Genomic DNA, 25,956 nt, shown 5'->3' on the forward strand with positions numbered 1-25,956 from the left:
ATGAGACCCCGTTCGGACGGTTCGGCTCGCCTGGAGGATAGCCGGCTCGGATCAGTGGCGCCTAGACGCCAAGGCGATCACGTGCGCGCGCATGGCGCCGCGTTCCAGGCTTCCAGCCGGTCCCGCGCGGCGTCCGACGGATCGTCGGCCTGCATCAATCCGCCCATGACGGCGACCGCTGCCGCGCCCGCCGCGCGGCAGGCCGCAATCTGGTCGAGGCCGATCCCGCCGAGCGCCACCAGCGGAAGACCGGCGGCCCGCGCCGCCGCGACACCGTCCGGACCGAGCGCCGGTCCGTAGCCCGGTTTGCTCGCGGTCGGATAGATCGGGCTCAGCGTCACGTAATCGGCGCCGGCCGCCGCGGCCCGCACGGCCTCCTGAACCGCGTGGGCCGACACGCCGATCAGCGCCGCCGCCCCCAGGGCGGACCGGGCCGCCGCGATCGCCTCCGGACCCGAACCGCCGCCCAGATGCACCCCGTCGGCGCCGAGGGCGCGCGCCAGGGCGACGTCGCCGCCCACCGTCAGGACCCCGCCCCGGGCCCGGACAGCTTCGGCCACGGCCGCGCCGAGGCGGCGGCGCGCGTCCGGTTCCAGATCGCGGTCGCGAAACCAGATCCAGCGGGCGCCGCCATCGAGGATCGCCCGCACGGTCTCGGCGAGGGGCCGTGGATGCCCGTGCCGGTCCGTCACCGCGAGCAGCGGCGACGGCAGCATCCTCACGAGCCGACGAGGCCGAGCTGCGGGCTCGACGGCTCGGCCCGGCCCCGGCGGGGGATCCGCCCGGCCAGATGCGCATCGCGCCCCGCCTCGACCGCCCGGCCCATGGCGCGGGCCATGCGGACCGGATCGTCGGCCTTGGCGATGGCGGTGTTGATCAGGCAGGCGGAGGCGCCGAGTTCCATGGCGATCACCGCGTCCGAGGCGGTCCCGATCCCGGCATCGACCACCACCGGCACCTTGGCGCGGCGGCAGATCAGTTCGAGATTTGCCGGGTTGGCCACCCCCATCCCGGAGCCGATCAGCGACCCCATGGGCATGATCGCGGCGCAGCCGAGATCCTCCAGGCGCTGGCAGACGATCGGGTCGTCGTTGCAGTAGGGCAGGACCACGAAGCCGTCATCCACGAGGTGGCGGCAGGCCTCGATCAGCTCGGTCACGTCCGGATAGAGGGTCTCGCGGTCGCCGATCACCTCGACCTTGATCCAGTTGGTGTTGAGGGCCTCGCGGGCGAGTTCGGCGGTCATGATCGCGTCGCGGGCGGTCTCGCAGCCGGCGGTGTTCGGCAGGAAGCGCTTGCCCTTCAGGATGGTCACCGTGTCGGAGCCGTGGCCCTGGAGCGAGACCCGGCGGATCGAGGCGGTCACCACCTCGGCGCCACTCGCCGCGACGGCGTCGCGCATGATCGCCTGGGTCGGATACCCGGCGGTGCCGATGAACAGCCGGGAGGACAGAGCCACCCCGGCCACGGTGAAACCATCCGCCCCGGTCCCGGGGCGCAGCGGCGTGACGGTGGGGTCCATGCTCAACCTCCCTGCATGGCGCGGACGATCTCGACGCGGTCACCCTCGGCGACCGGGGTCTCGCCCCAATCCCGGCGGCGCACGACGCGGCCGTTCAGCGCGATGGCGATGCCCTGCGGACTCTCCATGCCGGTCTCCTCCGCCTCGACGCGGAACAGGCCGTCGATGGTCTCGGCTGCGCAGTCGCGCGGCTCGCCGTTGACGAACAGCCTCATGCCGAGGCCCTCTTGGGCTCCGGCTGCGCGAACCGCGCCCGGGTGAACGGGCGGGCGACCTCCGGCAGGGCGCCGCCCATGACCAGTTCGGCCACGGCATCGGCGGTGACGGGGGCGAGCAGGTAGCCGTTGCGGTGGTGCCCCGTGGCGACGACCAGACCCGGTGCCAGCGTATCGATAATCGGTGCGTCGTCGTCGGAGGTGGGACGGTAGCCGCTCCACAAGGCCTCGACCTCCATCTCTTCGATCCCGGGCAGCACCCGGCGGGCACCTTCGAGCAGCGCGTAGAGGCCGCCGGCGGTCACGCCCGGACGGAAGCCGCAATCCTCCACGGTGGCGCCGACGATGAGCTGGCCGTCGCTCTTCGGGGCCATGTGGACCTGCTCGGTCCAGACCATCCGGCCGAGGGTGCCCGTGCGCGCGGTGGTGCGCAGGGCCAGGGATTGGCCCTTGAGCGGGCGCACCGGCAGCGTGTGCGTCGCCGGGAGCAACCCGCCCTCACCGCTCCAGGCGCCGGATGCCAGGATCACGGTTCCGGCCGCGACGCCGTCCTCGCCGACGCGCAGGCCCGTGACGCGGCCCCCCGACCAGTCCAGGGCGGTCACGGGGGCGTGCTCGACCACGACGACCCCGGCCCGCCGACAGGCCTCCGCCAGGGCCGCCATGACACGGCACGGATCGACCTGATGATCCAGCGGGCAGTGAAGGCCGGCGGTGACGGAGGGGCGCAGGCCCGGCTCCAGGCGCCGGACCTCGCTGCCGGGCAGCCACGTCGCGTCGAGGCCGGACCGGCGCTGCAGATCGTGGCGGAAGCGCAGGCGCTCGACCTCGTCGCGCCCGACGGCCAGCACCAGGGTTCCATCCGGCCGATAATCGATCGCCTGGCCTGACTCGGCCTCCAGCGCGTCGCGAAACTCCGGCCAGCGCCGGAGCGAGTCGAGGGCGAGCGGCAGCAGCGGATCGGAGCCTGGCTCGTGCTCGGCCGCCGGCGCCAGCATGCCGGTGGCCGCGAGACTGGCCCCGGCGCCGATCGTCTCGCGCTCCAGCACCACCACGGACCGGCCCGCACGGGCCAGCCGCCAGGCGATCGACAGGCCGATCAGGCCGCCGCCGACGATTGCGATGTCGGCGCGAACGGGTAGGCCGGCCCGCTCTGAGGGGCTGGCCGCGCCACGGCGGCGTCCGATCGGTGACGGGGGGCGGTCCAGGGACACGCATCTCTCCACAGGGTGCCGTCGCGGAGAATGGGCCCTGTGCTTCGGTGAGAAGCTGTGGCCTGCCTGTCAGGCGGCCGCGGTCCAATCCCTACGCCGGTATGAGCCGGATCAGGTTCGAAGGATTTCCGCGCCGCAAGTCCTGACGGACGTGCCAGCGGTTTCTCAGCCCCTTGCCGGGGATCTCCCTGGAACAGATGCAGATGTGGCGCTACGGCCCGCGCCGGTCAACCCCGCTGCCGGGCCAGCTCCGTCCGGGCCGGCGACAATCGTGGATCGCGGTCACCGATCGGACACCAAGCCGAACGGAATCGGCCCTCCAACGGCCACTGCCGCAGCCCGCGCGCACGATCCCTTCATGGGTTCGAGGTCTCATCGGCCCGATCTCGGCTCGCGTCCCGGGCGCCGGCACCGCGGCACAGAAACGGACTTGCGTGCGCACCATCCTGCTCGTCTGTACGTTCGGCTTCCTGGCCGCCACCGCCGTCCAGAAGCTGCGTGAGCGGTCCCGGACAGAGCGGGTCGCTCATATCATCGCCCCGGCGGTCGAACCGGCACCCGACGCCGGAGCGCCCGCGGGCGTGGCCCTGCAGGCCGGTCGCAACGGCCATTTCCTCGTCACCGTCCTGCTGGATGGCCGCACGCTGCCGATGATGGTGGATACCGGTGCGAGCGCCTGCGCCTTCTCCGAGGAGGATGCCGCGCGGATCGGGATCCGGGTCGGCCCCACCGACTTCACCCGTGTCTGGAACACCGCGAACGGAGCCGTCCGGGTCGCGCCGATCCGGATCGCGGTGATGCAGATCGGCTCGATTACGGTGCGCGACGTGGAGGCGGTGGTGATCCCGCGCGGCCGCCTCAGCACCAGCCTGCTGGGGATGTCGTTCCTACGCCGCCTGCGCGACTTCAGCGTCGCCGGCGCGACGATGACGCTGCGGGGCTGACCGCGCCGGGGCTTCGCCCGGGGGGGGCAGCCGGTGGGGCCATGTCTGCGTGCGCCTCGTCACCGCCCGAAGCGCTGGGCGGGAAGCCTGTCGGGCGTGTTGGCCGCGGGGACCAATGTCCTCCTCCCAAAACGCCGGTTCGCCGCCTCGGGATGAGGGGGGCGTTCGCGTTCCACGGAATGCAGCGGGTGGCTCCTCTCCGGCCTTTCCGGCTGGGAACCGTGTCCGTCATGGGCGGGCCTGTTTTATGAAACTTTTCTGTGTCGTGATCGCTATCGATCGATAATCATTTTTCACGCAGTATTATTTGCCAATAATGTATGATAATCGCCAAACTATTATGCATCCAATAGCATAATAATTTCTCTGATTTGTGACGCGCGGCGAGCTGAGCTATGAGGTGACAGGTTCGCGCGCGCGACGCACGCACCTATGTTTAGGCGATGCTGGCATGAAAAGATCCGGTCAGACCATCTGCTTGTCGATGATCGTCAAGGACGAGGCGCATGTCATCCGGCGGTGCCTCGATTCCGTCCGCCCGATCATTGATCACTGGGTCATCGTCGACACCGGATCGACGGACGGGACGCAGGATGTCATCCGCGCCGCGATGGCGGACATGCCCGGCAGGCTCGTCGAGCGGCCCTGGGTCGATTTCGCGTTCAATCGGAACGAGGCCCTGAAGCTCGCCCGTCCACACGCGCAGTACGCGCTCATCATCGACGCCGATGACGAGCTGATCATCCCTTCGGACTTCGTCATGCCGAAGCTTCATGAGGCAGGATACAGGTTCGAGATCGTCGACAGCCATACGCGGTACTGGCGTAAGCAGCTGGTCAGCAGCAAAAAGAACTGGCGTTATCGCGGCGTTCTGCACGAGTTTCTCGAATGCCCTGAGGATCCGGAGACGCCGATTCTCCCCCTCGCGATGCGCCGGGGCGAAGACGGGGCACGCCATCACGACACGACGGCGGATGCCCGCGACATCGCCGTCCTGGAACAGGCGCTGGCGGTCGAGAAAGACCCGTTCATGGTCGCGCGGTACACGATGTATCTGGGCAGTACATACGATGCAGCGAAGGACTACCGTAAGGCGCTTGATTGTTTTGTGAAGAGCGCTGATCTGTGTCGATGGGATGAAGAAGTGTATTTCAGCCTGCTGATGGCTGCCGTGAACGCGGAACGCGTCGATGAGCCCGGAGACACGGTGTTGCATCTGAACGATCGGGCGATCCTGGTCCGCCCGGCGCGGGCAGAAGCGCGCCACGGGGCCAGCCGGTATTGCCGGAGCAGGAACAGATTTCCAGAGGGGTTCCGCTATGCCGAGGCGGGCATTGCCCTGACATTGCCGAGCGAAGGCATATCGCTGAATCCCTGGGTCTACGAATATGGAATGCTGGAAGAATATTCAGCCAATGCCTATCATATCTGTCAATATAACATAAGCCTTCATTCCTGTCTTGAGATATTGAAAAAGCCGAACGTTCCGAACGACGTCCTGACGCGCTCCTGTGCCCTGGCACGGCGCGCGCTCGCGAGAATGATCGATCCCGTCTGGGGCTGCCGGCAATCGGCCTACAGTGCCGAGTTCGCTCCGGCCTGGCAATTCTGACGGCGTTGTTGGGGTTCGGGGGTGCTGCGCCCACGGTTCCGAAGTCCCGCACGAAACCGCCCTTCTGCTGCCGCGGACGAACCCGTCGCGGCGCGGCCTCAAACCGGTTTGCGCGGGCGCAGGAATTTCGGCTTGAACACGGCCATCGGCTCCCGGAATCCGTCGAGCACGTGCTCGCCCAGCGGGATCGGGTCGCCCCAGAGGAAATCCACGAAGGGTTTCGACATCAGCAGCGGCTCGCCGAGGATGCGGTTGAGCTGTGCGAGGCGGCTGGCCAGATTCACGTCCCGGCCGATCACGGTGAAGTCGAGCCGGGAGCCCGAGCCGACATTGCCGTAGGCCGCCTCGCCGTGATGCAGGGCGATCCCGGCAGCCACCGGCACCGGGAATTGGCGCAGGGCGTTGGCCTCGTCCAAGGCCGCCAGGGCGTGCTGCGCCGCCGTCAGCGCGCCCTTGGCGGCACCCCCGAGGTCGTCGCCCGATTCACGGAAGATCGCGAGCAGGCCGTCGCCGAGATATTTCAGCACCTCGCCGCCCTCGCGCTCGATCGGCGGCACCAGGCAGTCGAAGAACACGTTGAGCAGTCCCACCACCTCCTCGGGGCTCATGTCGGCGGAGGTCCGGGTGTAGTCGCGCATGTCGGCGAACAGGATCGCCGAGCGGATCCGCGTGACCTGACCGCGGCGGATGTCGCCCGCGAGGATCGCCCGGTGCGGCTCGTCGCCGACATAGAGCCGCAGCACGTGGTCGAGCTGTTTGTTGAGGACGCGCATCTCCATGACGGCGGCCAGCGCCGGCATAACGAAGCGCAGGATCGCGATGTCGTCGGCCCCGAACCCCTCCGGCGAGCGGGTCGCGAAGGTGATGCCGTTCTTGGTGCCGTTGGTGAAGAACAGCGGGGCCACGACGTAGTGGGTGTAGCCTTCCGCCTTCAGGTCTGGGACGATCGCGTAGGCGTCGTCGGACGTCTCGCTGAGGTCCAGGATCAGCCACTCGCCGGTCTCGTGAACCGTGTGGAACGGGCTGTTGAGGTACGCATCGGTCGAGCGGGCACCGTGCGGGAACAACCGAACCGTGGTGCCGCCATCCCGGGTCCAGATCCGGCCGACGCCGGCATATTCCGAGTGCAGGGTGTCGATGGCCGTGGACGCCCGGTCCACCGGCACGCCGATGGCGATCAACCGCTCGGCCAGACCGGACAGCATGTCGTCGGCGTTCTGAAGACGCGCGCCTTCGCCCAGCAACCAGTCGCGGATGCCCACGGAGGGTTGGATGGCCCCGAACGGGACATCGTCGGCCTCGGTGCCGTCCGCGAAGGCCGTCGGCACTCCGGGCGTTGGCGGGCGGCGTTCGAGCATGGCGCCAGGTTGAATGCCGCGCGGCGTCGTGACGGCGCGGACGACGGGGAAGCGCCGCGGCAGCGGCCGCGGCGGGGGCTCAATTGTCCAGGAAGCTCCTCAGCTTCCGGCTGCGCGACGGGTGCTTCAGCTTGCGCAGGGCCTTCGCCTCGATCTGACGGATGCGCTCGCGGGTCACCGAGAATTGCTGGCCGACCTCCTCTAGGGTGTGGTCGGTGTTCATGCCGATGCCGAAGCGCATGCGCAGCACCCGCTCCTCGCGCGGCGTGAGCGAGGCCAGAACCCGCGTCGTCGTCTCGCGCAGGTTCGACTGGATCGCCGCGTCGATCGGCAGGACGACGTTCTTGTCCTCGATGAAGTCACCCAGATGGCTGTCCTCCTCGTCGCCGATCGGCGTTTCGAGGGAGATCGGCTCCTTGGCGATCTTCAAGACTTTTCGCACCTTCTCCAAGGGCATGGCCAATTTTTCGGCCAGTTCCTCAGGCGTCGGCTCGCGGCCGATCTCGTGGAGCATCTGGCGCGAGGTGCGGACGATCTTGTTGATCGTCTCGATCATGTGCACCGGGATGCGGATCGTGCGCGCCTGATCGGCGATCGAGCGGGTGATCGCCTGCCGGATCCACCACGTGGCGTAGGTCGAGAACTTGTAGCCGCGCCGGTACTCGAACTTGTCCACGGCCTTCATCAGGCCGATGTTGCCCTCCTGGATCAGGTCCAGGAACTGCAGGCCGCGGTTCGTGTACTTCTTGGCTATCGAGATCACGAGGCGCAGGTTCGCCTCGATCATCTCCTTCTTGGCCTGGCGGGCCTCGCGCTCGCCCTTCTGGACCATGTTGACGATGCGGCGGTACTCGCCGATCTCCAGCCCGGTCTCGGAGGCGAGGTCGAGGATCTGGGCGCGCAGGTCGGTGACCTGCCGCGAGCCCTTCTCGACCAGGTTCTTCCAGCCCTTGCCCCCCAGCGTGCCGACGCGCTCCATCCAGTTCGGATCGAGCTCGTAGCCCTGGTAGTGACGCAGGAACTCGTCGCGGGCTACGCCGTGGCTCTCGGCGAAGCGCATCAGGCGGCCCTCGTGGCCGATCAGCTGCTTGTTGATCGAGTAGAGCTGCCCGACCAGCGCCTCGATGCGGTTGTTGTTCAGCGACAGGGACTTCACGTCGCCGACGACGATGTCCTTCAGCTCGGCCTGCTTCTGGTTCTGGGCCGGGGTGTTCTTCTCGCCCGCGGCCTTGCGCTCGGTGCCCTCGGTCTGGGACTTGCGCAGCTTGCGGTAATTCGCGGCGATCGCATCGAAGGTCTCGAGGACCCGCGGCTTGATCTCGGCTTCCATCGCGGCGAGCGAGACGTTGTTCTCCAGGTCGTCCTCGTCGTCGCCGCCCTCCGGCGGGGCCGGCGGCTCGCCGTCCTCGGCGGCGTCCTCGCCCTCGGCGATCTGCGGCGCGTTCTTGCCGTCCGGGCCCGCATAGGTCGCCTCCAGATCGATGATGTCGCGCAGGAGGACCTTGCCCTCCACGAGCTCGTCCCGCCAGATGATGATCGCCTGGAAGGTCAGCGGGCTCTCGCAGAGGCCCGCGATCATCGCCTCGCGGCCGGCCTCAATGCGCTTGGCGATGGCGATCTCGCCCTCGCGGGAGAGCAGCTCCACGGAGCCCATCTCGCGCAGGTACATCCGCACCGGATCGTCGGTGCGGTCGGTGGGCTCCTTGGTGGTGGTCGCGACCGTCACCGCGCGCGCCGGGGCGACCTCGGCGACCTCGCCGCCCTCGGGCTCCTCTTCGTCGCTCTCGGCGGGCTTCTCGCCGGCGGCCTCGTCGGTCTCCTCGGCCTCGACCACGTTGATGCCCATCTCGGACAGCTGCGACAGCACGTCCTCGAGCTGATCCGGGTCGGACTGGCCCTCTGGCAGAACCTCGTTGACCTCCTCGTAGGTCACGTAGCCGCGCTTCTTGGCGAGCTTGACCATCCGCTTGACCGAAGCATCCGTCAGGTCGAGGAGCGGCCCGTCGGTCTGCTGCTCGGGGGCAGCGTCCGTCTCGTCCCGTTCCGTTGCCTTCGTCGCCATGTTCAGCCTATTGTTTCGCACGTGGCGCGTTGCGGAGGCCCTGGCTGGGCCGGTCTACGCCGTCGGCGCCGCTGTAAGAGAACGGCGCCGAATCGCTCCGGTCGCCTGCGTCGGTTTCCGTATGCAAGCCTGAGGCTTGACCGATTGTTAACTATGGCGAGCCGCTCCCTGCCGCCGCCTCCGCCATGACACAGCCGTCACGCGGCCGTCGAGTCACCCGACACCGGCAAGTCGGCCTCAGCCTCGGCGGCGATGACGGTTTCCAGCCTCGCCTTCACTTCGCAGAGCCATGCCCACCCGGCATCGGTCGGATCGTTCTCAAACGCCTGCCGTGCTTCGCGAAGTTCGGTATGTAGCGCGCCTGCCTGCTGGTGCAAGATCATGGCCTGCCGAAGGGCATCCATACGGTGTGCGGGATCCGCGTGCGGAGCCAGCGTCGAGCGGTCCCGCGAGCGCGCAAGCGCCAGGATCCTCTCTGCACCTGCGTTCAGCCCGGCACGGGTGATGCGGCTCTGCAACACGTTCGGATCGGTGCGCTCGCCCTCGGCCGCGCAGTCCAGGAGAACCGACAGCAGGGCCCGCGCATCCGGGTCCTCAAAGTCCAGATCGCCGATCGCCTCGCCGAATTCCCCGATCATCTCGGGATGCGCCAGCAGCGTGCCGACGATCACCGCCTCCCGGACCGAAGCGGCGCCGGTGAACCCCGCCGAGGCCGTCATCGACGCGCTCGGGCTGCCGGTGATGCGCGGCGAGACCGGTTCGCCGGGCCGTAAGAACCGCGGACGGCCGCGGGCACCCGGACCCGCGGCGACCCGCGCCCCGCGGGGCGACAGGCCACGAAGCCGCTCCTCGATGTCGTCGCGGTAGTAGCGCCGCACGGTCTCGTCGCGGATGGCCGCGACGGTCGCGCGCAAGGTCTGGGTCAGCCCGGCCCGCCGTTCGGGCGTGTCGACGGGTCCGGATTCCAGGGCGCGCCGCCAGAGCAGCTCGGACAGGGGCAGCGCCGCCTTGAGCACCTGGTCGATCGCCCCCGGCCCGCCGGAGCGCAGCAGGTCGTCCGGGTCCTGTCCGCCGGGCAGCAGGGCGATCCGGAGCGAGCGGCCCGGTTCGAGGAGCGGCAGCGCGATGTCGAGCGCCCGGAAGGCCGCACGCTGGCCGGCCTTGTCGCCGTCGAAGCACAGGATCGGCTCGTCGGCGTGGCGCCAGAGCAGGGCGAGCTGATCCTCGGTGAGTGCGGTGCCCAGGGGCGCCACCGTCTCGGGGTGGCCGGCGAGCGTCATGGCGATGACGTCGACGTAGCCCTCGACCGCGATGATCGAGCCGCGCTCGTGCGCGGCCTTCCGGGCGCCGTGGAGGTTGTAGAGCGTCCGGCCCTTGTGGAAGAGCGGCGTCTCAGGGGAGTTCAGGTACTTGGCGCGCACATCCTTCGACAGCGCCCGGCCGCCGAAGGCCACGACCCGGCCACGCGTGTCGGTGATCGGGAACATCACCCGATCGCGAAAATAATCGTACGGGACCGAGACGCCCTCCCCGGTCGCCAGAAGCCCCATCTCGATCATCAGCGCCTTGTCGACGCCCTGCCCGGCCAGATGATCGCGCAGGGCATAGCGGTCGTTCGGCGCGTAGCCCAGGCGGAAGGCCTGCTGGGTTTCGCGCCCGAGCGCGCGCCGTTCGAGATAGGCGCGGGCCTCGCTGCCATGGTTCGAGAGCAGCCGCTCCTCGAACCAGCGGGCGGCCATCTCCATCACCTCGATGGCCCCGGCGCGCTTGGTCTCCGCGGCGCGGTTGTCCTCGGTCGGCGCGGGCAGGCTGACGCCCGCCTCCCCAGCCAGCCGCTCGACGGCCTCCGGGAAGCTCAGGCCCTCCGTCTCCATCAGGAAGGTGAAAATGTCCCCGTGCTTCGAGGACGAGAAGCAGTGGTAGAACTGCTTCTGGTCGTTCACGTAGAAGGACGGGGTCTTCTCGGCGTTGAACGGCGACAGGCCGCGCCATTCCCGGCCGGCTTTCTTGAGCTGAACCCGCCGCCCCACCACCGAGGAGGCCGGCAGCCGGGCACGGATCTCTTCCAGGATGTGGGACGGATAGCGCACGGGACCTGGGGTCGGCTTCGGGACCGCGTATCCTAGCGTAGCGAAGGGGGTTGAGTCCCGCCCCACGGACGGAGTGATGTCGGGTGGGGATAGCGTGGAGAATGCGCTCTGACCGGCCCTGCAAGCTTCCACGGCTGCGAGTCCGGTGCGATGCGATCGCCGAACCTGTATATACGTTTGTATCGACACAGCCCTGATTCCGGACTATGTACATGCCGGTGGTTGGCTTCGAATGGGATGAGCGCAAGCGGACGCTCAATCTCGAGAAGCACGGTATCGATTTCCGGGACGCGATCGGCGTCTTCGATCATCCCCACCTGACCGTACAGACGATCAGGAATGGCTAAGTTCGGAAGGTCAGCCTTGGTCGGCTCGCGCAGTGCGTGATCGCCGTGGTCTGGACCGATCGGGCTGGCATCATCCGGATCATCTCCGCGAGAGCGGCGAGGCGCAATGAGAGACAAGCCTACACAACGCGCTTCGGAGCGTGAGGGTGCGCGCGGATCAACCGATCTGAACAGGATCGGCGCGATGCGCGATTCGGAGATCGTGGAAGCGGTCGCGGGCGATCCCGATGCCGCGCCCCTCGACATCGACTGGTCGCGCGCCGAGGCAGTGCTGCCACCGCGCAAGGTTCCGGTTTCGATCCGCCTGGATGCCGACGTACTCGCCTACTTTAGGCACGCGGGCACCGGCTATCAGAGCCGAATCAATGCGGTCCTGCGGAGCTACGTGAGGGCGCGGACGGATCGCGAGGGCTGATCGCTCGTCAGCCCTTCGCGGCGAGCGCGTCCTTCACTAGGCCGCTCGCCTTGCCGAAATCCATCCGCCCCGCGAAGGTGCCCTTCAGGGCGCCGATCACCCGGCCCATGTCCTTCGGGCCGGTGGCGCCGGTCTCCAGGATCGCCGCCTCGACGGCCGCCTTCATCTCGGTCTCGTCCATCTGCTTGGGCAGGAAACCCTCAATGATTCCGATCTCGGAACGCTCGTTGGCGGCGAGTTCCGGGCGGCCACCCTGCTCGTAGACGGCGGCCGATTCGGTGCGCTGCTTGATCATCTTCTGGAGGAGCGACAGGATCTCCTCGTCGGCGATCGGATCCTTGCCGTTGCCGCGGGCCTCGATGTCCCGGTCCTTGAGGGCGGCCTGGATCATCCGCACGGTGGCGAGCTTGCCCTTGTCGCCGGCCTTCATGGCCTCCTTCATCTCGGTGGTGAAGCGGGCGCGCAGCATGTCGAGGAACCTTCCAACGGAAAAACGGCGGGCTGGCCTGCGGATTGCGGGTCTTTCGGCTCGTCGGTGTTGAGCCCTGCGGGCCGCAGGGCCACATTGACCCCATCGCGGGCCGCTCGCTAAGAGCGCCGCACACGATCATGCCGCAAGCCGAGAGCGCCGCGTTGCGGCGCCCGCCTTCGGTCGGACATAAGCGAGACTCAGCCCATGCTGCAAGACTCCGCCGCGCATGCCCCCGGGCCCCGGGCCCCCGAGCCCTGGTCGGAGCCGGTCGCCACGGCTCTGCTGGTCCTCGCCGACGGGACCGTTCTCGAAGGCTTCGGCATCGGGCAGACCGGGATCGCGGATGGCGAGGTCTGCTTCAACACGGCGATGACCGGCTACCAGGAGATCCTGACCGATCCCTCCTATGCCGGACAGATCGTCACCTTCACCTTCCCCCATATCGGGAATGTCGGCACCAACGACGAGGATCTGGAGAGCCTCGAAGCGGCGCCGGCCTCCGGCGTGCGCGGCACGGTCATCGCCTCGGCCGTGACGAAGCCGTCGAGCTGGCGCTCGTCGTCGCATCTCGATGGCTGGCTCAAGGCCCGCGGCATCGTGGGCATCACCGGGGTCGATACGCGGGCGCTCACCGCTCGCATCCGCGACCGGGGCATGCCCAACGCCGTGATCGCCAACGATCCGGAGGGCCGGTTCGACCGGGAGGCCCTGAAGGCCCGGGCGGCGGCGCTGGCGCCAATGGAAGGGCTCGACCTTGTGCCGCCGGTGACGAGCCGCACCGCCTCGGAATGGTCGGAGACCGTGTGGGCGCTGGGCAACGGCTACGGCACCCGCGCGCCGGGCCAGGGCCTGAAGGTCGTGGCCATCGACTACGGGGTGAAGCGCAACATCCTGCGGCTGCTGGCCGAGGCCGGCTGCGACGTCACCGTGGTGCCGGCCACCACCAGCGCAGAGGCAATCCTGGCGATGAAACCGGACGGCGTGTTCCTGTCGAATGGCCCCGGCGATCCGGCGGCGACCGGTGCCTACGCGGTGCCGGTGATCCGCAACCTGCTCGACGCGAGGGTGCCGACCTTCGGGATCTGCCTCGGGCACCAGCTCATGGGCCTCGCGCTCGGCGGCCGGACCGTGAAAATGGGCCAGGGTCACCACGGCGCGAACCATCCGGTGAAGGACAAGACCACCGGCAAGGTCGAGATCGTCTCGATGAACCACGGCTTCGCGGTCGACCCGACGAGCCTGCCGGCGACCGCCGTGGAGACCCACGTCTCGCTGTTCGACGGATCGAATTGCGGGCTGACGCTGACCGACCGTCCGGCCTTCTCGGTGCAGCACCACCCGGAGGCCTCGCCCGGCCCGCGCGACAGCCACTACCTGTTCGAGCGCTTCGTCACGCTGATGCGCGCGGGAGAGCCGGAGACGGTGAAGCCCGCCTGACCGGATCCCCGGCGCGATCCCAATCGGGCCGCGCCCGGGCCATAAAATCCGCCGAATCCGCTGGCTTAAGGACACCCACGACGGCCAGAGAGCGGCGGCGCATCCGCGCCGGCCGGCTCCGTCGCAGGGGAATGCCGGATGACCATCGACGAGGCACGCGACGATTTCTCCCGCCTGCACCGCACCTTCACGGTCCATCTCGGTATCGCGGTCGGCCTGTCGTGGCTGACGGCCCTCTACGCCGCCGTCTACGCCCCCTGGGTGCGCAACATCCGGGCGCTGATCGACCCGACCGGCGGCCTCGACCGCGTCGAGAGCACGGTGTCGTACCTGTTCGCCCTGCCGGCCGTCCTCGCCCTCGCCTGGATCTCCGTGTATTTCGGCCGCGAGGCCCTGCGCCGGGCGCAGACGCTCCCCAACGTCGCGCTGGAATTCGCCGCCGCCGCCGTGGTCGCCTTCGGGATCTTCTATCTTTCCATCGACCGGGCGTTGGCCGCGCTCTACGCCGGCTTCTGAGGAGGGGTGGCCTGCGCCACCCCCGGCACCGCTACCGCACCTGCTCGAACAGGGGCTCGAAGCGCTTGGCAGCGAGCTTGCCGTGCTGCACCGCCTTGGCGGTCTCCAAGTTCTCCGGCCTGTCGCCGACCTCGATCAGCCCGACCATGCCCATGATGTAGTGCGGCGAACACTTGAAGCCGTAGAGGCCGGGCTTTTCGAAGGTCACGGTCTCCTCCTTGCCGACCACGGTCTTGAAGGTCGGCGCGCCCTCGGGCGCCATGCCCTTGATGAGTTCGGCGTTGTGTCCCTTGTCGGCCGGTACGAACCGAACCGTGTCGCCGGGCTGAATCTTCACGAAGGCCGGATCGAAGACCATCATCCCGCCCGGGCCGCTGTTGAGCGTCTTGATGGAGACTTCCGTGGCGTGAACCGCTGTCGCTGCGGCGAACGCAAGCACCGCGGCGCTGACCGTTTCCATGATCATCGTCTATCTCGAATTGGTCTCGTTTGAATCGACGGGACCGTCGATCGGTCGTCCTTCACGGATCCGGAAAAGACTCGGCAATACGGTGCACGCTGACTCAAAGACTTGAGAATTGTTCGAGTCTGGGCTGACCAAGCGATCCGCGGGCTGCGGCGCCGGGGAACGCGCAGGCCGACCCCGGTCTTTCAAAGCGCCCGAGGCCCGTGTAAACGCGGCGCTCAACGACAATCCCGCCACGCGCGTCCGAAAGCAGGGCCGAGACCGGCCGTGCCTGATCGGATACGCATGGCCTGACAAGGCCGCAGATGCCCAAGCGCACCGACATCTCCTCGATCCTGATCATCGGTGCGGGGCCGATCATCATCGGGCAGGCCTGCGAGTTCGACTATTCCGGGACCCAGGCCTGCAAGGCGCTGCGTGAGGAGGGCTACCGGATCGTCCTGGTGAACTCGAACCCCGCGACCATCATGACCGACCCGGACATGGCGGACGCGACCTATGTCGAGCCGATCACCCCGGAGATCGTCGCCAAGATCATCGAGAAGGAGCGCCCCGACGCGATCCTGCCGACGATGGGCGGCCAGACCGCGCTGAACTGCGCGCTGTCGCTCCAGAAGATGGGCGTGCTGGCCAAGTACGGCGTCCAGATGATCGGCGCCACCGCCGAGGCCATCGACAAGGCTGAGGACCGGCACCTGTTCCGCGACGCCATGACCAAGATCGGGCTCGACACCCCGAAATCGGCGCTCGCCAACGCCTCCGCGGCCAAGAAGGCGGACCGGGAGAAGTATTTTGCCGAGATCGCCCGCATCGAGGCCGCCGACACCGATCCCGCGGCGCGCCAGGCGGCGCTGACCGCCTTCGAGAAGAGCTGGGCGGTCGGTGAGACCGACCGGCGCAAGCGCTACGGCGAGCACGCCATCGGCCAGGCCCTGATGGCGCTGGCCGAGGTCGGGTTGCCGGCGATCATCCGCCCGTCCTTCACCATGGGCGGCACCGGCGGCGGCATCGCCTACAACCGTGAGGAATTCCTCGACATCGTCGAGCGTGGCATCGATGCCTCGCCGACCAACGAGGTGCTGATCGAGGAGAGCGTGCTCGGCTGGAAGGAGTACGAGATGGAGGTCGTCCGGGATCGGAACGACAACTGCATCATCGTCTGCTCCATCGAGAACATCGATCCGATGGGTGTGCATACGGGTGATTCGATCACCGTGGCGCCTGCGCTGACACTCACCGACAAGGAATACCAGGTGATGCGCGACGCCTCCCTGGCGGTGCTGCGCGAGATCGGCGTCGAGACCGGCGGCTCGAATGTGCAATTCGCGATCAACCCCGAGAACGGGCGGATGATCGTGATCGAGATGAACCCGCGCGTCTCACGCTCCTCGGCGCTGGCGTCGAAGGCCACCGGCTTCCCGATCGCCAAGGTCGCGGCCAAGCTCGCGGTCGGCTACACCCTCGACGAGATCGCCAACGACATCACCGGCGGCGCGACCCCGGCCTCGTTCGAGCCGACGATCGACTACGTGGTCACAAAGATCCCGCGTTTCGCCTTCGAAAAGTTCCCGGGCGCCGAACCGACTCTGACCACCGCCATGAAGTCGGTGGGCGAGGCCATGGCGATCGGCCGCTGCTTCGCGGAATCCCTCCAGAAGGCCCTGCGCTCCCTGGAGACGGGGCTGACCGGCCTGGACGACATCGAAATCGAGGGCCTTGGCAAGGGCGACGACCACAACGCCATCAAGGCGGCCATCGGCACGCCGACCCCGGACCGGCTCCTGAAGGTCGCGCAGGCCCTGCGGCTGGGCGTCAGCCACGAGCAGGTCTACGCCTCCTGCAAGATCGACCCGTGGTTCCTGGAGCAGCTCCAGGCGATCATCGACCTCGAGAACCGGGTCAAGGCCCACGGCCTGCCGACGACGCCCGGCGCCTTCCGCCAGCTCAAGGCGGCCGGCTTCTCGGACGCCCGCCTCGCCGTGCTCGCCCGCACCGACGAGGCCGCGGTCAGCGCCGCCCGCCGGGCGCTCGCGGTGCGGCCGGTCTTCAAGCGGATCGACACCTGCGCGGCCGAATTCAAGTCGCCCACCGCCTACATGTACTCGACCTACGTGGCGCCCATCGCCGGCACGGTGGTGGACGAGGCTCAGCCGACCGGGGCCAACAAGATCATCATTTTGGGCGGCGGCCCGAACCGGATCGGCCAGGGCATCGAGTTCGACTATTGCTGCTGCCACGCCTGCTACGCGCTGTCGGAGGCCGGCTACGAGACCATCATGGTCAATTGCAATCCGGAGACAGTCTCAACCGACTACGACACCTCGGACCGGCTCTACTTCGAGCCGCTGACCGCTGAGGACGTGCTGGAGATCATCGAGACCGAGCGGCAGGCCGGGACCCTGCACGGCGTCATCGTGCAGTTCGGCGGCCAGACCCCGCTGAAGCTCGCCCGGGCGCTCGAGGCCGCCGGCGTGCCGATCCTCGGCACCTCGCCGGACGCCATCGACCTCGCCGAGGACCGCGACCAGTTCAAGCGGCTCCTCGACAAGCTGGGGATGAAGCAGCCCAAGAACGGCATCGCCTATTCGGTGGAGCAGGGACGCCTGGTCGCCGCCGATCTCGGCCTGCCCTTTGTGGTCCGCCCGAGCTACGTGCTCGGTGGCCGCGCCATGGCGATCATCCGCGACGAGACCCAGTTCGCTGACTATCTGCTCGACACCCTGCCGAGCCTGATCCCCTCGGAGGTCAAGGCCCGTTACCCGAACGACAAGACCGGGCAGATCAACACGGTTCTGGGCAAGAACCCGCTCCTGTTCGACCGCTACCTGTCGGACGCCGTGGAGGTCGATGTTGACGCGGTCTGCGATGGCAAGGACGTGTTCATCGCCGGCATCATGGAGCACATCGAGGAGGCCGGCATTCATTCCGGCGACTCGGCCTGCACCCTGCCGCCGCGCTCGCTCTCCCCCGAGATCATGGCCGAGCTGGAGCGGCAGACCAAGGCCATGGCCCTGGCGCTCAACGTCGTCGGCCTGATGAACGTTCAATACGCCATCAAGGACGGGGCCATCTACGTCCTGGAGGTGAACCCCCGGGCCTCGCGCACGGTCCCGTTCGTCGCCAAGGTGATCGGTGAGCCGATCGCCAAGATCGCCGCCCGGGTCATGGCGGGGGAGCCGCTGGCCACCTTCGGCCTGAAGCCGAAGACCCTGCCGCACATCGCCGTGAAGGAGGCCGTGTTCCCCTTCGCGCGGTTCCCGGGCGTCGACGTGCTGCTTGGGCCGGAGATGCGCTCCACCGGCGAGGTGATCGGTCTGGACACGAGCTTCGGGGTCGCCTTCGCCAAGAGCCAGCTCGGCTCGGGCACGCAGGTGCCCAAGGCCGGCGCGGTGTTCGTGTCGGTGCGCGACGCCGACAAGGTCCGCATCCTGCCGACCATGAAGCTCCTGTCCGATCTCGGCTTCTCGATCCTGGCGACCGGCGGCACGCAGCGCTTCCTCGTGGAGAACGGCGTCCCGGCCGAGCGGATCAACAAGGTCCTCGAAGGGCGGCCGCACGTGGTCGACGCCATCAAGAACGGCGGCATCCAGCTCGTCCTCAACACCACCGAGGGGGCGGGCGCACTCTCGGATTCGCGGTCGCTCCGGCGCGCCGCCCTCTTGCATAAGGTGCCGTATTACACCACTCTAGCCGGCGCGATGGCTGCGGCCGAGGGGATCAAGGCCTATCTAGAAGGCGATCTCAAGGTCCGCGCGTTGCAGGAATACTTTGCGGCCTGAGCCTCAGGGTTCCGCTGACTTAATCTCGTGGCCCGGAGGGAGTGCTACACTCTCGGCCGGGCCTCTTCATTGTGGCGCGAGACGATGACGATAGACAAGGTTCCGATCACGGTGCGTGGTTTCGCAGCCCTCGAAGAGGAGCTGAAACACCGCCAGCAGGTGGAGCGCCAGCGCATCGTGGCGGCCATCGCTGAGGCCCGCGCGCACGGAGACCTGTCGGAAAACGCCGAATATCACGCCGCCAAGGAAGCTCAGTCCCACAACGAGGGGCGCGTCATCGAGCTGGAGAGCATGATCGCGCGTGCCGAGATCATCGACGTGGCGAAGCTGTCCGGCGACAAGATCAAGTTCGGCGCCACCGTGAAGCTCGTGGACGAGGACACGGAGGAGGAGAAGACCTACCAGATCGTCGGCGAGCCCGAGGCCGACGTGCATGCGGGGCGCGTCTCGATCACCTCGCCGATCGCCCGGGCGCTGATCGGCAAGGGCGTCGGGGACACCGTCGAAGTCACGACGCCGGGCGGAGGCAAGTCCTACGAGGTCGTGGCCGTCCGGTTCGGCGGCTGAGCGCATGGGCCCGCGTTTTCGGGGTCGGCTCGCCGGGTTGATCCTCCTCGCCGCCGCGGGCTCCGCGGCGGCGGATGACTTTCCGGCGACCGCCCGGTTTTCCGATATCCGCGTCGACGTGCGACCCTTGCGCGACAAGGGCGCGGGTCTGCAGGCGGAGGCGTTGGCCACCGACTTGACCGAGGCCCTGCGCAGGACGTTCGCGGATCGGATCGGGGGGCGAGGACCGCGCCTCGTCGTGGTGGTGAGCGGCCTGTCGCTGCGGCCCTATGTCGGCAGCGGCGCCCGTCATGGCTCGGGTGGCAACTTCCAGACCGATTACCTGGAAGGCGAGGCGTTGCTCATCGGGCAGACGGGGCAGATCCTCGGGCGACACCCGCAGATGACCGCGACGCCGTCGAGCTACGGCGGCGCGTGGTACGATCCGCAATTCGAGGGGCGTCGGCTGGCAGCGATCGCCGACATCTTTGCCCAGTGGCTCGCGCGGGATCTCCCGCGGGATTAGGTGTGCTTTGCCGACAGACGTTGCCAAGGCAGGCGAGATGCGGCGATGCGGGATGTCTTCAGGTGAAGTTCGCCATTCCACCCCCTCATCCTGGGGTGCCGGAGCGCAGCGGAGGCCTCCAGCTGGCCGCGCGATTTGTGCAGCCCTCCTTCGTGGCCCGCTGACGCGGTCACGTCAGGATGAGGGGAAGGGATGGGATTGAGGGGCCGATCTCGGAATGCGGTGCTCCGGCGGTCGGGCTTGGCACCGGAGCAGAAGCGGGTTTCCTGAGCGAGGGGCATGGCAAGCATCGACGTGACGGAGGCGAAATCCGCCCTGCGCAACCGGCCGGAGGCGCGATCCGAACTCCTGCCCGAGCTCGCGCGCGCCCGCGCCTGGATCGTCACGGACGGCAAGGCCGGCGACGAGAATCAGTGCGTCGGGATCGCCGAGACGCTGGGCCTCGACTTCGAGATCCGGCAGGTCCCCGCGTCCGGGCCGTTCGGCTGGATGGCGCCCTGGGGGCCCATCGACCCGCGGGAGGGACCCCGTCGCCGCGCCGGCGCTTTGGCGGGGCCCTATCCCGACCTCCTGATCGCCTCCGGGCGCCGGGCCGTGCCCTATCTCCGGGCGGTTCGGAACGCCACCGGCGGCCGCACCTTCACGGCCTTCCTCAAGGACCCGCGCACGGGCGAGGACAGCGCCGACTTCATCTGGGTTCCGGATTACGACGACCTGCGCGGTCCCAACGTCTTCACGACGCTGACAGCCCCGCATCTCGTCACCGCGGCGCGCCTGGCCGCGGCCCGCGCCCACCCCGATCCGCGGCTCGCGCGCCTCGACGGGCCGCGGGTGGCGGTCCTGGTCGGCGGCGACAGCCGGCATCTGAGCTACCGCAAGACCGACATGATCCGCCTCGTGGAGGATCTGCACGGGCTGGTGGCGCAGGGTTGCCGTCTCATGGTGACGATCTCCCGCCGCACCCCGGACCCGCTCCGGAACGCCGTGAAGGCCCTCGCCGCCGACACGGGCGGGTTCCTCTGGGACGGGACCGGGGACAACCCCTACGTCGCCATGCTGGCGCTGGCCGAGGCGATCGTGGTGACCTCGGACTCCGCCAACATGGTGAGCGAGGCGGTGGCGACCGGCGCGCCGGTCCTGCTCTTCGACCTGCCGCGCACCTATATCCGGCATCGGCGGATGTTCGCCGGTCTGGCCATCGCCGGAGCGCTGCGGCCGTTCACCGGTCAGTTGGTGGACCTGACGTACAAGCCCATCGACGCGACGCCGGTGATCGCGCAGGCGCTGGCCGATGCCTATGCCGCACGCCGCGCGGCCGATCGCGCCTGAGGAGACCGAGAGAGATGGCCCACACGCATGCCAAGCTGGTGATCGTCGGCTCGGGTCCGGCCGGTTACACGGCGGCGATCTATGCAGCCCGCGCCATGGTCGAGCCGCTGCTGATCTCGGGTTTCCAGCCGGGCGGCCAGCTCATGATCACCACTGATGTGGAGAACTACCCGGGCTTCGCCGAGGCGATCCAGGGGCCCTGGCTGATGGAGCAGATGCGGCTGCAGGCCGATCACGTCGGCACCCGCATCGTGTCGGAGTACATCACGAAGGTCGATCTCGAGCAGCGGCCGTTCCGGCTGGAGGCCGATTCGGGCGAGACCTATTCCTGCGACGCGCTGATCATCGCCACGGGTGCCCAGGCCAAGTGGCTCGGGATCCCCTCCGAGGCGACGTTTCAGGGCGGCGGCGTCTCGGCCTGCGCCACCTGCGACGGATTCTTCTTCCGCGGCAAGGAGGTGGTGGTGGTCGGCGGCGGCAACACCGCGGTCGAGGAGGCGCTCTACCTCGCCAACATCGCCAGCAAGGTGACCGTGGTCCACCGCCGCGATTCGTTCCGGGCCGAGCGTATCCTGCAGGAGCGCCTGTTCAAGCATCCGAACGTCACCGTGCTGTGGCACCGGGAGATCGCCGAGATCTGCGGCGTGCAGAAGCCGGCGCCGAGCGTCACCCATGTCCGTCTTCAGGACCCGCGCACGGGTGCGATCGACGAGGTGAAGGCCGACGGCGTGTTCGTGGCGATCGGTCACCAGCCGGCGACCGCGATCTTCGAGGGGCAGCTGCCGATGCGCCACGGCGGCTACCTCACCGTGAAGCCCGGCACCACGGAGACAGAGATCCCGGGCGTGTTCGCCGCGGGGGACGTGACGGACGACGTCTACCGTCAGGCGATCACTGCCGCCGGCATGGGCTGCATGGCTGCACTGGAAGCGGAGAAGTTCCTGGCCAACCTGGAGATCGGCGAGGATCCGATCCGGGCAGCCGCGGCCGAGTAGAATCCCGCCGGCGGAGCGCGACAGGTACCGTTGCACCGGTATTTTCACAAATCCCCAGCCGGTGCTTGCGCGCGACCATGCACCGTGTGCATAGGAGTGCCGACTGCGCCGGGATGCTGCGCTTGCATGCCCACGCGGTGACGCGCGCGGATGTCCGCACTCGACGCCGTGCCGGTCGTCCGGTGAACCGCCCGATGCGCCGCGTGCCGGACTGGCCGGGATGCGGTCCCGGGCACGCGCTGGTAGGGGTTCAGGCCTTGGATTGGGATAAGATCCGGATCTTCCTCAACGTCGCGGAGGCCGGCAGCTTCACGAAGGCGGGCGACGACATCGGGCTCAGCCAGTCGGCGGTGAGCCGTCAGATCAGTGCCCTCGAACGTGAGCTCAAGGCGCCGCTGTTCCACCGCCATGCGCGGGGTCTGCTGCTGACCGAACAGGGCGACCTGCTGTTTCGGGCGGCGCGGGACATGAAGCTGCGCCTGGAAAACACCCGCGCGCGGCTCGTGGAAACTTCGGAGCGGCCGACCGGTGACCTCAAGGTCACCACGACGGTCGGCCTCGGAACGTCCTGGCTGTCGCAGCGCGTGGGCGAGTTCCTCGACCTCTACCCGGACGTGCGGATCGAGCTGATCCTCACCAACGAGGAACTCGATCTCGCTATGCGCGAGGCCGACGTGGCGATCCGCATGCGCCGCCCGGCCCAGCCGGACCTGATTCAGCGCCGGTTGTTCACGGTGCATTACCATGCGTTCGCGAGCCAGGATTACGTCAAGCGCTTTGGCGAACCCAAGACGATCGAGGATCTCGACGACCACCGCCTCGTGTCGTTCGGCGGCAACGAGCCGTCATACCTGCTCGCCGCCCATTGGCTGGCCGATGCCGGGCGCGACGGCCGCGAGCGGCGCCACGTCCACCTGACGGTGAACAATATCGGCGCCCTCCAGCGCGCCATGGAGGCGGGCGCCGGAATTGGGATCCTCCCCGACTACGCGGTGGACGGGGACCAGCAGCTCGTGCAGGTCCTGCGCGAGACCGAGATGCCGAGCCTGGAGAGCTACCTCGTCTACGCCGAGGAGATGCGCTCCGTCGCGCGGGTCCAGGCATTCCGTGACTTCCTAGTCTCGAAGGCCCAGCGCTGGACCTACTGAGCGGCGCGGAGGCGGCTCAGACGAACAGCCGCTCGCCCTCCAGGCCCTTGTACAGCCCCGCGACCTGATCGCCGTAGCCGTTGTAGATCAGGGTCGGCACGCGCTGGTCGGTCCCGAGCACCCGCTCGCTCGCCTGGCTCCAGCGGGGATGCGGCACCGCCGGGTTCACGTTGGCCCAGAACCCGTACTCCGAGGCTTGCAGGCCCTCCCAGAAGGTCTTGGGCCGGTCGGCGGTGAACGAGACCTTCACCAGCGACTTCGCGGATTTGAAGCCGTATTTCCACGGCACGGCGACCCGGATCGGAGCGCCGAACTGGTTCGGCAGCGGCTTGCCGTAGATGCCGGTCACCACGAAGGCGAGATCGTTGCCGGCCTCCGCCAGGGTCAGTCCCTCGGTGTACGGCCAGGGGTAGAAGAACGCCCGCTGGCCCGGGGCCATGGCCTTGTCCATGAAGGTCTCGAACCGGATATACTTCGCCCCCGAACTCGGCTTGGCGAGGGCCACCAGCTTCGCGAGCGGGAAGCCGGTCCAGGGCACCGCCATCGACCACGCCTCGACACAGCGGTGGCGATAGAGCCGTTCCTCCAGGCCGACCTTCCGGATCAGGTCGTCGACGCCGATCTCGAACGGCTTCTCGACGAGACCGTCGATGTTCAGGGTCCAGGGCTGGGTCTTGAGCGCATTCGCGGCCGGGAGCACGGTCTTGGATGTGCCGAACTCGTAGAAATTGTTGTAATCGGCGCTGAATCGTTCGGGCGTGACCGGTCGATCGAGGGTGTAGGCCGGGTTCTGCTGAGCCGGGTAGAGCGGCTGATCGCCCCCCGCCGCCCATGCTGCGCGGCTGCCGAGCAGCGAACCGGCGGCCAGGGCGGCCGCGCCGCCGATCAGCGTGCGGCGGTTCAGGAACACGGATTCGGGCGTGGCGAGGTGCTCGGGGATCTCCCATCCGCGCCTGGTCTTGATCAGCATGGTCGCCTCCTCGCATCCTCGGCGCGAACAGCCCACAGATCGGCCCGGGCCGACAGGGGCGCAAGCGCCGCAGTCTCACCTTTCGGCGAGCGGGGTTGGGCAGTTACCTGCGTCGGGCCGCGTCCGGCGGTCGCGGGCCGGTCAGGCCTCCGGGGTCCCGTCGCGCAGCACCCGGCGCAGCACCTTCCCGACATTGGTCTTGGGCAGCGTGTCGTGGAGCACGACCCGGCGGGGCACCTTGTAGCCGGTGAGCTGCGTGCGCGCGTAGGCACGCAGGGCCTCGAGCGCGACGGTTGGATCCTTCAGGACGACGTGGGCGACGACCATCTCGCCGGTCTCCTCGCTCGGCGCCCCGACGACGGCGCATTCGAGCACGTTGGGATGGGCGGCGAGCACCTCCTCCACCTCGTTCGGGTAGACGTTGAACCCGGAGACGAGGATCATGTCCTTCATCCGATCGACGATCTTGAACTGGCCGTCCGGGAGCATCACGGCGACGTCGCCGGTGCGGAAGAAGCCGTCCGCCGTCAGGGCGCGCGCGGTCTCCTCCGGGCGGTTCCAGTAGCCGCGCATCACCTGCGGACCGCGCACGCAGATCTCCCCCGGCTGCCCGGGCGGGACCGCCCGGCCGGCCGCGTCGCGGATCGAGACCTCGGTCGACGGCAGCGGGAAACCGATGGTGCCGGAGAAGTCGCGCATCCCACGCGGATTCACGCAGACGACCGGGGAGGTCTCCGACAGGCCGTAGCCCTCGATGATCGTGTTGCCGGTCAGCGCCTTCCAGCGCTCGGCCACCGCCCGCTGGACCGCGGTGCCGCCGCCGACCACGAAATCGAGCTTCGAGAAGTCCACCGTCCCGATTTTCGGGTGGTTGATCAGCACGTTGAACAGCGTGTTCACGCCCATGAGGTGGGTGAAGCGCGTTTGGCTCAGCGTCTTGACCATGCCGTCGCAATCCCGCGGGTTGGGGATGAGCAGGCACGATCCGCCGCTGCGCATGAATTGGAAGAAGCACGCGGTGAGCGCGAAGATGTGGTAGAGCGGCAGCGCCGTGACGCAGCAGCGCGGGACGCTCGGATCCTTCGAGTCGAACCAGAGCTGCGACTGCTCGACATTCGCCATGATGTTGCGGTGACTCAGCATCGCCGCCTTCGCGATGCCGGTCGTGCCGCCGGTATATTGCAGGAAGGCGAGATCCTCCGAACCGACCGAGGCCGCGGCCCGGGGCAGTCCCCGCGCGCGCCGCAGAACGGTGGCGAAAGGGACCGCGAGACCCTCCGGCAGCCGGAACGGCGGCACCGCCTTGCGCACGTGCCGGCTGGCGAGATTGACGACGCGGCCCTTCAGGCCGAGGCCGTCGCCGGGCCCGACGAGGACGACCCGGTCGAGGGCGAGGTCCGACAGGGTGGCGGCGACCGTGGCGCCGAAATTCTCCAGCACGATCAGGATCCGCGCCCCGGAATCCGCGATCTGCTGCGTGAGCTCCCGGGGGGTGTAGAGTGGATTGGTGTTCACGACCGTGCCGCCCGCGAGCAGCACGCCGAAGATCGCCACCGCGTAGGCGGGCACGTTCGGCAGCATGATGGCGACGCGGTCACCCTTCGACAGCCCCTCGGCCCGGAGCCAAGCCGCAAGGTCGCGGGCCTGCCGGCCCAGGGTCGCGTAGGTCAGGGTCGAGCCGAAGCACAGCATCGCCGGCCGGTCGGCGAAGGCGGTCACGCTGGTCTCGAACAGGTCGACCAGGGTCCCGAGCCGCGCCGGATCGATCTCCGCCGGGACCCTGCGGGGATACGCATCGAGCCAGGGACGGTCCGGTGAGCCCGCCTCGATCGACGCGCCCGTCGTCGACCGCGACGTGGCCGCTTGAGCGCCGTGCGCGATCACGTTCGCCTCTTCCATCGCGAAGCCTCCCTCGGGCCCGACTCTCGACGGCCGAGTCCCTCAACGCAGAACGCGCCGACTCTGCGGGAACGACGGGCGCCCCGCAAGGCGC

Annotated in this window: 23 protein-coding genes and 1 riboswitch; of the genes, 12 read left to right on the forward strand and 11 right to left on the reverse strand. The window is 68.5% G+C overall.

Translation table 11 applies throughout. From position 1 onward, the window contains the following. Positions 1 to 77: 77 nt before the first annotated feature. Genes AC3IF1_RS23925 through thiO form a run of 4 tightly spaced genes read right to left on the reverse strand, consistent with a single transcriptional unit; the run spans position 78 to position 2,951 of the window. Positions 78 to 716, reverse strand: a complete 639-nt coding sequence (locus tag AC3IF1_RS23925; RefSeq protein ID WP_489219627.1) for a thiamine phosphate synthase — start codon at positions 714 to 716, stop codon at positions 78 to 80. 2 nt (positions 717 to 718) lie between these two features. Next, entirely contained in the window at positions 719 to 1,522 is an 804-nt protein-coding gene (locus AC3IF1_RS23930; protein WP_489219628.1) for a thiazole synthase, read from the reverse strand. 2 nt (positions 1,523 to 1,524) lie between these two features. Beyond that, complete coding sequence (thiS, locus tag AC3IF1_RS23935) at positions 1,525 to 1,737, reverse strand: sulfur carrier protein ThiS (protein WP_243973464.1); 213 nt, start codon at positions 1,735 to 1,737, stop codon at positions 1,525 to 1,527. Then, the gene (gene thiO / locus AC3IF1_RS23940; protein WP_489219629.1) at positions 1,734 to 2,951 is read right to left on the reverse strand and encodes a glycine oxidase ThiO; all 1,218 of its coding nucleotides are present in this window, start codon (positions 2,949 to 2,951) and stop codon (positions 1,734 to 1,736) included. The genes thiS and thiO overlap by 4 nt, the downstream gene beginning before the upstream one ends. Positions 2,952 to 3,021: 70 nt before the next feature. Then, a riboswitch (TPP riboswitch) is annotated at positions 3,022 to 3,150 on the reverse strand. A 235-nt stretch (positions 3,151 to 3,385) separates the two neighbouring features. On the opposite strand from thiO, the gene AC3IF1_RS23945 reads away from it, so the two are divergent. Next, positions 3,386 to 3,895, forward strand: coding sequence for a retropepsin-like aspartic protease family protein (locus AC3IF1_RS23945; RefSeq protein WP_489219630.1), 510 nt, complete (start codon positions 3,386 to 3,388; stop codon positions 3,893 to 3,895). 484 nt (positions 3,896 to 4,379) lie between these two features. Further along, a complete protein-coding gene (locus AC3IF1_RS23950; protein WP_489220459.1) occupies positions 4,380 to 5,507 on the forward strand; it encodes a glycosyltransferase in 1,128 nt (375 codons plus the stop codon). A gap of 98 nt (positions 5,508 to 5,605) precedes the next feature. Here AC3IF1_RS23950 and AC3IF1_RS23955 read toward each other — a convergent pair whose 3' ends face one another. The 3 genes from AC3IF1_RS23955 to dnaG form a co-directional block, all read right to left on the reverse strand. Next, positions 5,606 to 6,865 carry an adenylate/guanylate cyclase domain-containing protein gene (locus AC3IF1_RS23955; RefSeq protein ID WP_243973461.1) on the reverse strand — a complete coding sequence of 420 codons (1,260 nt, stop codon included), beginning with the start codon at positions 6,863 to 6,865 and terminating at the stop codon, positions 5,606 to 5,608. A gap of 79 nt (positions 6,866 to 6,944) precedes the next feature. Beyond that, positions 6,945 to 8,927, reverse strand: a complete 1,983-nt coding sequence (gene rpoD / locus AC3IF1_RS23960) for an RNA polymerase sigma factor RpoD (protein ID WP_489219631.1) — start codon at positions 8,925 to 8,927, stop codon at positions 6,945 to 6,947. Positions 8,928 to 9,124: 197 nt separating this feature from the next. Further along, positions 9,125 to 11,017, reverse strand: coding sequence for a DNA primase (dnaG, locus tag AC3IF1_RS23965; RefSeq protein ID WP_489219632.1), 1,893 nt, complete (start codon positions 11,015 to 11,017; stop codon positions 9,125 to 9,127). A gap of 212 nt (positions 11,018 to 11,229) precedes the next feature. Here dnaG and AC3IF1_RS23970 point away from each other — a divergent pair, with 212 nt between their 5' ends. Further along, entirely contained in the window at positions 11,230 to 11,364 is a 135-nt protein-coding gene (locus tag AC3IF1_RS23970) for a BrnT family toxin (protein ID WP_489219634.1), read from the forward strand. 184 nt (positions 11,365 to 11,548) lie between these two features. After that, a complete protein-coding gene (locus AC3IF1_RS23975; RefSeq protein ID WP_489219635.1) occupies positions 11,549 to 11,779 on the forward strand; it encodes a BrnA antitoxin family protein in 231 nt (76 codons plus the stop codon). Between the two features lie 7 nt (positions 11,780 to 11,786). Here the strand turns inward: AC3IF1_RS23975 and AC3IF1_RS23980 are convergent, their stop codons facing one another. After that, the gene (locus tag AC3IF1_RS23980; protein ID WP_489219636.1) at positions 11,787 to 12,248 is read right to left on the reverse strand and encodes a GatB/YqeY domain-containing protein; all 462 of its coding nucleotides are present in this window, start codon (positions 12,246 to 12,248) and stop codon (positions 11,787 to 11,789) included. A gap of 207 nt (positions 12,249 to 12,455) precedes the next feature. On the opposite strand from AC3IF1_RS23980, the gene carA reads away from it, so the two are divergent. Beyond that, the gene (gene carA, locus AC3IF1_RS23985; protein WP_489219637.1) at positions 12,456 to 13,688 is read left to right on the forward strand and encodes a glutamine-hydrolyzing carbamoyl-phosphate synthase small subunit; all 1,233 of its coding nucleotides are present in this window, start codon (positions 12,456 to 12,458) and stop codon (positions 13,686 to 13,688) included. 138 nt (positions 13,689 to 13,826) lie between these two features. Continuing rightward, complete coding sequence (locus tag AC3IF1_RS23990; protein WP_489219639.1) at positions 13,827 to 14,204, forward strand: hypothetical protein; 378 nt, start codon at positions 13,827 to 13,829, stop codon at positions 14,202 to 14,204. Between the two features lie 31 nt (positions 14,205 to 14,235). On the opposite strand, the gene AC3IF1_RS23995 is transcribed toward AC3IF1_RS23990, so the two are convergent. After that, positions 14,236 to 14,670 (reverse strand): pseudoazurin, encoded by a 435-nt coding sequence (locus AC3IF1_RS23995; RefSeq protein WP_489219640.1) that lies wholly within the window; start codon positions 14,668 to 14,670, stop codon positions 14,236 to 14,238. 305 nt (positions 14,671 to 14,975) lie between these two features. Here AC3IF1_RS23995 and carB point away from each other — a divergent pair, with 305 nt between their 5' ends. The 6 genes from carB (at position 14,976) to AC3IF1_RS24025 (ending at position 22,993) form a co-directional block, all read left to right on the forward strand. Further along, positions 14,976 to 18,449 (forward strand): carbamoyl-phosphate synthase large subunit, encoded by a 3,474-nt coding sequence (carB, locus tag AC3IF1_RS24000; protein WP_489219642.1) that lies wholly within the window; start codon positions 14,976 to 14,978, stop codon positions 18,447 to 18,449. A 90-nt stretch (positions 18,450 to 18,539) separates the two neighbouring features. After that, the gene (greA, locus tag AC3IF1_RS24005; protein ID WP_243973596.1) at positions 18,540 to 19,016 is read left to right on the forward strand and encodes a transcription elongation factor GreA; all 477 of its coding nucleotides are present in this window, start codon (positions 18,540 to 18,542) and stop codon (positions 19,014 to 19,016) included. A 4-nt stretch (positions 19,017 to 19,020) separates the two neighbouring features. Then, positions 19,021 to 19,521, forward strand: a complete 501-nt coding sequence (locus AC3IF1_RS24010) for a hypothetical protein (RefSeq protein WP_243973451.1) — start codon at positions 19,021 to 19,023, stop codon at positions 19,519 to 19,521. A 279-nt stretch (positions 19,522 to 19,800) separates the two neighbouring features. Next, positions 19,801 to 20,850 (forward strand): mitochondrial fission ELM1 family protein, encoded by a 1,050-nt coding sequence (locus tag AC3IF1_RS24015; RefSeq protein ID WP_489219643.1) that lies wholly within the window; start codon positions 19,801 to 19,803, stop codon positions 20,848 to 20,850. Between the two features lie 14 nt (positions 20,851 to 20,864). After that, positions 20,865 to 21,845, forward strand: a complete 981-nt coding sequence (gene trxB / locus AC3IF1_RS24020; RefSeq protein WP_489219644.1) for a thioredoxin-disulfide reductase — start codon at positions 20,865 to 20,867, stop codon at positions 21,843 to 21,845. Positions 21,846 to 22,102: 257 nt separating this feature from the next. Beyond that, positions 22,103 to 22,993 carry a LysR family transcriptional regulator gene (locus AC3IF1_RS24025; RefSeq protein ID WP_010681976.1) on the forward strand — a complete coding sequence of 297 codons (891 nt, stop codon included), beginning with the start codon at positions 22,103 to 22,105 and terminating at the stop codon, positions 22,991 to 22,993. A gap of 16 nt (positions 22,994 to 23,009) precedes the next feature. On the opposite strand, the gene msrP is transcribed toward AC3IF1_RS24025, so the two are convergent. Both msrP and AC3IF1_RS24035 read right to left on the reverse strand, forming a co-directional pair. Then, complete coding sequence (gene msrP / locus AC3IF1_RS24030) at positions 23,010 to 23,963, reverse strand: protein-methionine-sulfoxide reductase catalytic subunit MsrP (protein ID WP_489219645.1); 954 nt, start codon at positions 23,961 to 23,963, stop codon at positions 23,010 to 23,012. 141 nt (positions 23,964 to 24,104) lie between these two features. Further along, positions 24,105 to 25,862 carry an AMP-binding protein gene (locus tag AC3IF1_RS24035; RefSeq protein WP_489219646.1) on the reverse strand — a complete coding sequence of 586 codons (1,758 nt, stop codon included), beginning with the start codon at positions 25,860 to 25,862 and terminating at the stop codon, positions 24,105 to 24,107. Positions 25,863 to 25,956 lie beyond the last annotated feature (94 nt).

It is taken from the genome of Methylobacterium sp. E-012 (assembly GCF_057836545.1).

Bases quoted from the DNA above. Each gene is read 5' to 3' on its own strand.
- AC3IF1_RS23925 (WP_489219627.1), bottom strand. From the start codon at position 716: ATGCTGCCGTCGCCGCTGCTCGCGGTGACGGACCGGCACGGGCATCCA.
- AC3IF1_RS23930 (WP_489219628.1), bottom strand. From the start codon at position 1,522: ATGGACCCCACCGTCACGCCGCTGCGCCCCGGGACCGGGGCGGATGGT.
- thiS (WP_243973464.1), bottom strand. From the start codon at position 1,737: ATGAGGCTGTTCGTCAACGGCGAGCCGCGCGACTGCGCAGCCGAGACC.
- AC3IF1_RS23950 (WP_489220459.1), top strand. From the start codon at position 4,380: ATGATCGTCAAGGACGAGGCGCATGTCATCCGGCGGTGCCTCGATTCC.
- AC3IF1_RS23955 (WP_243973461.1), bottom strand. From the start codon at position 6,865: ATGCTCGAACGCCGCCCGCCAACGCCCGGAGTGCCGACGGCCTTCGCG.
- rpoD (WP_489219631.1), bottom strand. From the start codon at position 8,927: ATGGCGACGAAGGCAACGGAACGGGACGAGACGGACGCTGCCCCCGAG.
- AC3IF1_RS23970 (WP_489219634.1), top strand. From the start codon at position 11,230: ATGCCGGTGGTTGGCTTCGAATGGGATGAGCGCAAGCGGACGCTCAAT.
- AC3IF1_RS23975 (WP_489219635.1), top strand. From the start codon at position 11,549: ATGCGCGATTCGGAGATCGTGGAAGCGGTCGCGGGCGATCCCGATGCC.
- AC3IF1_RS23980 (WP_489219636.1), bottom strand. From the start codon at position 12,248: ATGCTGCGCGCCCGCTTCACCACCGAGATGAAGGAGGCCATGAAGGCC.
- carA (WP_489219637.1), top strand. From the start codon at position 12,456: ATGCTGCAAGACTCCGCCGCGCATGCCCCCGGGCCCCGGGCCCCCGAG.
- AC3IF1_RS23990 (WP_489219639.1), top strand. From the start codon at position 13,827: ATGACCATCGACGAGGCACGCGACGATTTCTCCCGCCTGCACCGCACC.
- AC3IF1_RS23995 (WP_489219640.1), bottom strand. From the start codon at position 14,670: ATGATCATGGAAACGGTCAGCGCCGCGGTGCTTGCGTTCGCCGCAGCG.
- carB (WP_489219642.1), top strand. From the start codon at position 14,976: ATGCCCAAGCGCACCGACATCTCCTCGATCCTGATCATCGGTGCGGGG.
- AC3IF1_RS24010 (WP_243973451.1), top strand. From the start codon at position 19,021: ATGGGCCCGCGTTTTCGGGGTCGGCTCGCCGGGTTGATCCTCCTCGCC.
- AC3IF1_RS24015 (WP_489219643.1), top strand. From the start codon at position 19,801: ATGGCAAGCATCGACGTGACGGAGGCGAAATCCGCCCTGCGCAACCGG.
- trxB (WP_489219644.1), top strand. From the start codon at position 20,865: ATGGCCCACACGCATGCCAAGCTGGTGATCGTCGGCTCGGGTCCGGCC.
- msrP (WP_489219645.1), bottom strand. From the start codon at position 23,963: ATGCTGATCAAGACCAGGCGCGGATGGGAGATCCCCGAGCACCTCGCC.
- AC3IF1_RS24035 (WP_489219646.1), bottom strand. From the start codon at position 25,862: ATGGAAGAGGCGAACGTGATCGCGCACGGCGCTCAAGCGGCCACGTCG.